Genomic DNA, 5,897 nt, shown 5'->3' on the forward strand with positions numbered 1-5,897 from the left:
TGTAATTGATATAACCCCATCCATAGACAAAACTTTGACGGATAAGGTAGTTAGCCGCGTTGTACAAATTTTTGGATTTAAAGGCTAATTCGTCAATTTTAACAAAACGATTCTCGGTGGATTTAATGATGTGCCTCTCTGCTAGTTGCATTCAGACTCTCCATTTTTGGACGCTCGCAATAATTCTCTCAGTTGACCATTTTGACTATATGATACTACTATTGCTTACTACTGCTTACAAACTTAATAAAGTTTTATAATACTAATAAAGCTCGGCAGCAGCAATATCGGCATAGTTTTCGCCACGGGCCACCGAATCATCGGGAAAGGCAGGTTAATCAGCCAAATTATCCCCGCTGCGCCACCCAGCAAACCGCCAACCCAGATGATTTTATCAAAAAATCCGGGCGCGCGGTTGGCTTTAACAGCAGCTTTGAGAGCTTCTTCGCTGAAGTTGGGAAATTCGTCTTTGAAAGTATCGCGGATTTCTTCTCTGGATGCGAAAGTGCCGTTTTGCGATCGCAATTTTTCCAGCCGCTTCATCACCATCTTGCGGTAAACCCCACCCGCTAGAGCATCATCAGCCGCGCACTTGTCAACTTGGGCCCGTAAAATGTCAAAAGCTCGATCGGTAAGACGCCCCATAAAACTCACCTATTCCCTATTTAATTATTCTACAGGCTGCTAGACGAGATAATTGTTAAAATATATAAAGCCCCAATCAAATAATCTAAATTAAGTTCATGCCAACTGCTTTAATCACCGGTGCTTCAGGCGGAATAGGCGCAGCCTTTGCCATCGAATTAGCCCAACGCCAGCACAATCTAATCTTGGTAGCTCGTTCCGAAGCCAAATTGCAGCAGCTAGCTGCTAAACTGCAACAGGAATTCAATATTTTGGTCGAAATTATCGTTCAAGATTTGACTGCGCCAGGAGCCACCACTGCTGTATTTGATGCGGTTGCCCAAAAAGGTTGGACGGTTGATTTGTTGGTGAACAATGCGGGTTTTGGGGATTATGGTGCTTTTGCCGATCGCCCTTTAGCAAAACAAGTAGGAATTCTGCAACTGAATATTGTAGCATTAGTTGAACTATCGCACTTATTTTTATCGGGAATGCGGGATAGAAAATCGGGAAGTATCATCAATGTTGCTTCTATTGCAGCCTTTCAACCGATGCCGTATTTATCAATTTATGCAGCAACTAAAGCTTTTGTCTTGAGTTTCAGCGAGGCACTTTGGGCGGAAAACAAAGATTTAGGAATTCGGGTTTTAGCACTTTGTGCGGGCCCCACAGAATCCGATTTTTTTAAAGCAGCAGAATTTCCGGCATCCCTAGCATCTAGCAGCGGGCAAAAACTCGTCCCCGCCGATGAAGTAGTGCGAGATGCACTCAAAGCTTTAGAGAAAAATCAGTCTAACGTCGTGACGGGCGGATTCCCCAATCCACTCATCGTAAATATGCCCCGATTTATGCCGCGAGAACTTTTGGTAAACTCGATAGCCAAGCTATTTCAGCGTAAGCCAGGATAACTGAAGGTGGCCAGAAACCGGGTTTTTCTCGAAATAATTCGTTGTCACCTTAAATATCGTAAAAAACCCGGTTTCTTTTAACTCAACGATGTGGGCAGAAACCGGGTTTTACCGGGTTTTTCTCGAAATAATTCGTTGTCACCTTAAATATCGTAAAAAACCCGGTTTCTTTTAACTCAACGATGTGGTCAAAATTACAGATATCGAGTTAACTGCACTCGATAGCGTTCTTTTTTAGTAATCATAACTTCCCCAATTTCCAATCTTCCCTTACCAGTAACAGCGATTAAATCTCCCGACTTAACGTTATAACTAGCTTGGGTGATGTCCTTCCAATTAACTCGCACGTCCCCTCTGTCAATAAAATCAACCATTTTGCTGCGAGACATGGCAAATCCCGCAGAAGCAACAGCATCCAATCTCATCGATGCTTCAACGGTTGTCATTTCTTTCTTTTTCGGTTCTCTAATTTTTAGTTCGCTCAACTCAATGCGCCGAGTTTTTACCGGAACCGATCGCACTTGCTGCAAACTCATCTCCAAATACTCTACCATCTCCGGCATGACAATCGCCTGCGCGCCCCGTTCCCCCAAGACAATCACATCCCCGGTTTTTTCGCGGACAATCCCCGTACCCAGCATTGCGCCTAAGAAGTCGCGGTGACTGGCGGTGTCAAACAGGAAATTGCCGGCTATCTCCACCGCAGCAATGCTAACACTCCCAGAGTCGATCGGGATTTCCGATCGGGCGATCGCAATTCTCTGCCTTTCACCCTGGGGATAGCCACCCCAAGCCACTAATTCCACATCAGTTAAGCGCTTAAATACCGTCAGAGTGTCCGCCAACTCCGGGGGCGACAGAAAATCAGTCAGAGTAACTTCCCAAGTTTTAATTGCTTGTTCAGCTTGGTCTAATGCCCGCGCCACACATTCGCGGTTTTCGATGCCTTTTAACAGTTCTTCTTTTTGTAACATCAGTCAATTTTAGATTCTAATTTGAAATTGCCAAACGTTGGTGTAGCAACTAAAAAGTCTACTTCTTTAGCAGTCCCACTACTTTAATTATAGTCTAAGATTGTCAAATAATACCAATTATTAAAAATTGTTGCTACGTTTGATAACCGTAGCAACAATTATCTGTTATTGCTTTAACTCCCCGCCGGAAACGGCAGTGTCGTTTCCCTACAGGTGAGATTTTCTCATTAACGGATTACGGGTGTTGAAAAACTCGGTTGATGCGTCCAGGAATGTCAGCGATTAGGAATGAACCATTAAATATTGACCGTTGCCGTTATATTCACCATCGCAACTGGCGAAATTAGCAACAAACCAAATCAAGTAAAACCGCCAGATTCTGCGGAATTTGGCATAGTCGATGCCGTAGTCTAAATCTTTGACTATCGCCTGAGAGTCATCAAAGTTTTTCAGCCAGTTAGCAAAGGTTGTAGAGTAATTGTAACCGTTGAGATACCATTGTTTGATGGTTTTGAGGTCTTTGTTGTGGCTGGGAACGGCATCGTATTTCCAGTAACGACCGTGGGGGAAAATGTATTTGTGGGTGAAAACACTGGAGATGTTGTTAGGGGTGCGAACGGTGATGATGTGAATGAAAGCGCGGCCGTTATCTTTGAGGAAAGAGGAGAGCTTTTGAAAAGCTTTGGTTAAATTACCGACATGACAAAAAACTCCGATCGAGAGAATTTTGTCAAATTTGGTATCGAATTGGGCGTCGTTCAAATCGCCTTCAAATAAGGTAAATCGACCTGAACTGAGGTAGCTGTCGGGATCTTGCATCCTGTGACGCATATATTCGCATTGATGGTGGCTGAGATTAATGCCAGTAAACTGGACATTGGGGAATTTGGAAAGAATGTAATTGGGAACGCAGCCCCAACCGCAGCCAAAGTCTAAAATGCGATCGCCATCCTGAATCTCTAGTTTCTCAATTACATCATCAATCATCTGAATTTGAGATTGTTCGAGGTTGGCTGCTCCTTTTTCCCACAATCCCATGCTGTATTTGGGATAAATCAGTTTGCTCTCGCCTAACATGGGATTCAGCATGGCTTGAGGTAAGTCGTACTGAAGTTTCATTAAATCTCGCGGGCCTTCCGCGGTGTGTTCTGTTTCTTTGAGTACCCATTCGTAGGGTGCGAGCAGAGAGGGAAAATACTTAAAAAAGACGGGCATACAGGTATCAAAAAGACCTCGCAATACAGAATCCGGTACTTCTAAGCCGTTGATATAAGACTCTGCTACTGCCATTTGCACCGCGTTAACCGCACTGACTGCGACGCGGGTTGCTCGATAGGCGATCGGACTTTTGAGATGGATATTTCCCACCAGCGGGATGTGCTGTTCGATGTTTTGTAGGGCTGTTGATGAACTCATGGTTATACGGGTTTTAAAGATGCTGCTATTCTATCTCAAGCAAATTGGCTGCTCCTTAGGGAACAAAAAAGCTCAAACTCTTATCAAGTAAGGTTTGGAAGAAAAAAGCCTGCAAAACTCTCAAAATATCTGGCGGTTCCAGGGAATTTAATAACGGATTTAAAGGGTTTTGAGCTATCATAAATTTATTAAGAATTATGTCAGTTAATTTGAGCTTTGAGCTTTGAGCTTTGAGCTTGATTCCAAAGGCTTTACTTGGCATATAATTGAGGTGTTTTCATTGTGCGATCGCGATTTTAATGCTGAGTGAGTTTGGCGGTTGAGGTGACGGCACGAGAAGCTAATGTCGATCGCGACTTATACTGAATCAATCAGGGAATGCAGAAAAGATGTCGAAAAACCGGGTTTGCATACAGAGTCACTGCAATAACAGATGTCCGCTCATGCCTCGCTACTTAGTTAGAAACGCCACATATGCCACAGATTCACTATCTGCCGGACGATCGCGCGATCGAGATAGACGACGACGATATAATTCTGGAAGCTTCCCTGCGTGCCGGCATTCCCCACACCCACGCCTGTGGTGGTAGTGCGCGGTGTTCGACTTGTCGTGTCTTGATAGTCGAAGGTTTGGAATTTTGCTCGCCCCGCAATTCAGCGGAAGATGAGCTCGCCCAAAAACTGCGCCTAGAGCCGGAAATTAGGCTGGCTTGTCAGACACAGGTGGCGGGCGGGAAGGTGATTTTGCGGAGATTGGCGATCGATTCTGAAGACTTAGAAACATTTAACGACGAAATCGCCGGAAACTTGATTTCTGCACCTGTGGGTCAAGAAAAGAAAATTGCAATTTTGTTTGCCGATATTCGAGGGTTTACCGCCTTTGCAGAATCGCTATTACCCTACGATGTAATTTATATTTTAAATCGGTATTTCCAAAAAATGGGTTATGTAATCAACCGCAACGGCGGGATGATCAATAATTATATGGGCGACGGTTTTATGGCGCTGTTTGGGTTGGAAAATTCAGAGAAGGCGGCCGAACAAGCGGTGAGGGCTGGGGTGGAAATGCTGGAGGAATTGGACAAACTCAATCCGTATTTTGAGACTTTATACAGTCACAGGTTGCGGATTGGGATTGGGATTCACTGCGGTTTGGCGGTTGTGGGGAATCTGGGGGCCAAGAAAAATCAGACAGTAACGGCGATCGGGGATGCGGTAAATTTTGCCAGCCGGATTGAAGCTGCGAACAAGCAAGTGGGAACAAGTTTGCTGATTTCCGAGGAAACTTATGAGGAAATCAAGGATTTGGCGATCGTCAACCAGTGCGTATCAGTTAAAATCCCCGGAAAGAGCGGCGAATATCCGCTTTACGAAGTTGTCGGAATGCCACCGCTCCCGGTGGAAATCGAGGAGATTTTCGAGGTTGAGAAAAGTTCTTTTTTGCAGGGGTTTTTCAAGAATTTAATGGGTTTATTGGCTGCGCTGCGGAATTGGATTCGGAAAATATTTGGATCGTGAAACTTAGATTAATCTGAGCATATAATTATTGTGATACTAAAGCATTCAACGGTATGGCAACATTATTCGTAGGGTGCGAATACATCGACAATCCTTAAAGAAAAATCTGGTACATCTGTGTTTATCAAATATGTGTGTAGGGGCGAAGCATGACGGGAGCATCCCGGTTTTGCAAAAGCCTCAAATAGCCAAGAGGTCGTTGAGGTAAGCACAACGAAGTTTTAGCATCTTGTTATGACATTTTTTTTCAACCATTGAGCTCCAGAAATTTTCAACCTTCTATCTATTTGTTTGACAGCCGATTCCACCGCTCCCGAGCCTATGGAACAAATCTTATCTGATGATAATTGCTCATAGTTAGGGCTTGCTGAAAAAGTCAGAAAACAGCATTTAGAAAGATAAGTGAATTCGAGATCGCCTCGGCAATATAAGTTTTGTCAATTTTTTTCTGCCGAAA

The 5,897-nt window shown here is 44.1% G+C and carries 6 protein-coding genes and 2 pseudogenes; 2 read left to right on the plus strand and 6 right to left on the minus strand.

What is annotated here, in order from left to right; translation table 11 throughout:
* Together JGK16_RS32865 and JGK16_RS32025 are read right to left on the minus strand one after the other, a co-directional pair.
* Positions 1-151 (minus strand): annotated as a pseudogene (locus JGK16_RS32865) (RNA-guided endonuclease TnpB family protein); the annotation flags it as partial.
* A 92-nt stretch (positions 152-243) separates the two neighbouring features.
* Positions 244-645 carry a hypothetical protein gene (locus JGK16_RS32025; protein WP_293187083.1) on the minus strand — a complete coding sequence of 134 codons (402 nt, stop codon included), beginning with the start codon at positions 643-645 and terminating at the stop codon, positions 244-246.
* Positions 646-743: 98 nt separating this feature from the next.
* On the opposite strand from JGK16_RS32025, the gene JGK16_RS32030 reads away from it, so the two are divergent.
* Positions 744-1,532: an SDR family oxidoreductase gene (locus JGK16_RS32030; protein ID WP_293193907.1), complete on the plus strand. Its 789-nt coding sequence runs from the start codon at positions 744-746 to the stop codon at positions 1,530-1,532.
* Positions 1,533-1,726: 194 nt separating this feature from the next.
* Here JGK16_RS32030 and JGK16_RS32035 read toward each other — a convergent pair whose 3' ends face one another.
* The 3 genes from JGK16_RS32035 to JGK16_RS32045 form a co-directional block, all read right to left on the minus strand.
* Positions 1,727-2,506 (minus strand): photosystem II S4 domain protein, encoded by a 780-nt coding sequence (locus tag JGK16_RS32035; protein ID WP_293187081.1) that lies wholly within the window; start codon positions 2,504-2,506, stop codon positions 1,727-1,729.
* Between the two features lie 282 nt (positions 2,507-2,788).
* On the minus strand, positions 2,789-3,922 hold the full coding sequence (locus tag JGK16_RS32040) for a class I SAM-dependent methyltransferase (RefSeq protein ID WP_293193905.1): 1,134 nt from the start codon (positions 3,920-3,922) through the stop codon (positions 2,789-2,791).
* Positions 3,923-3,977: 55 nt separating this feature from the next.
* Positions 3,978-4,184 (minus strand): hypothetical protein, encoded by a 207-nt coding sequence (locus tag JGK16_RS32045; protein WP_293203586.1) that lies wholly within the window; start codon positions 4,182-4,184, stop codon positions 3,978-3,980.
* A 212-nt stretch (positions 4,185-4,396) separates the two neighbouring features.
* Here JGK16_RS32045 and JGK16_RS32050 point away from each other — a divergent pair, with 212 nt between their 5' ends.
* A complete protein-coding gene (locus JGK16_RS32050) occupies positions 4,397-5,440 on the plus strand; it encodes an adenylate/guanylate cyclase domain-containing protein (protein ID WP_293193903.1) in 1,044 nt (347 codons plus the stop codon).
* Between the two features lie 180 nt (positions 5,441-5,620).
* On the opposite strand, the pseudogene JGK16_RS32055 reads toward JGK16_RS32050, so the two are convergent.
* Positions 5,621-5,781: pseudogene (locus JGK16_RS32055) on the minus strand (ISKra4 family transposase); the annotation flags it as partial.
* Between the last annotated feature and the right edge of the window lie 116 nt (positions 5,782-5,897).

Source organism: Microcoleus sp. PH2017_09_SFU_O_A (assembly GCF_020738625.1).
GTDB lineage: Bacteria > Cyanobacteriota > Cyanobacteriia > Cyanobacteriales > Microcoleaceae > Microcoleus.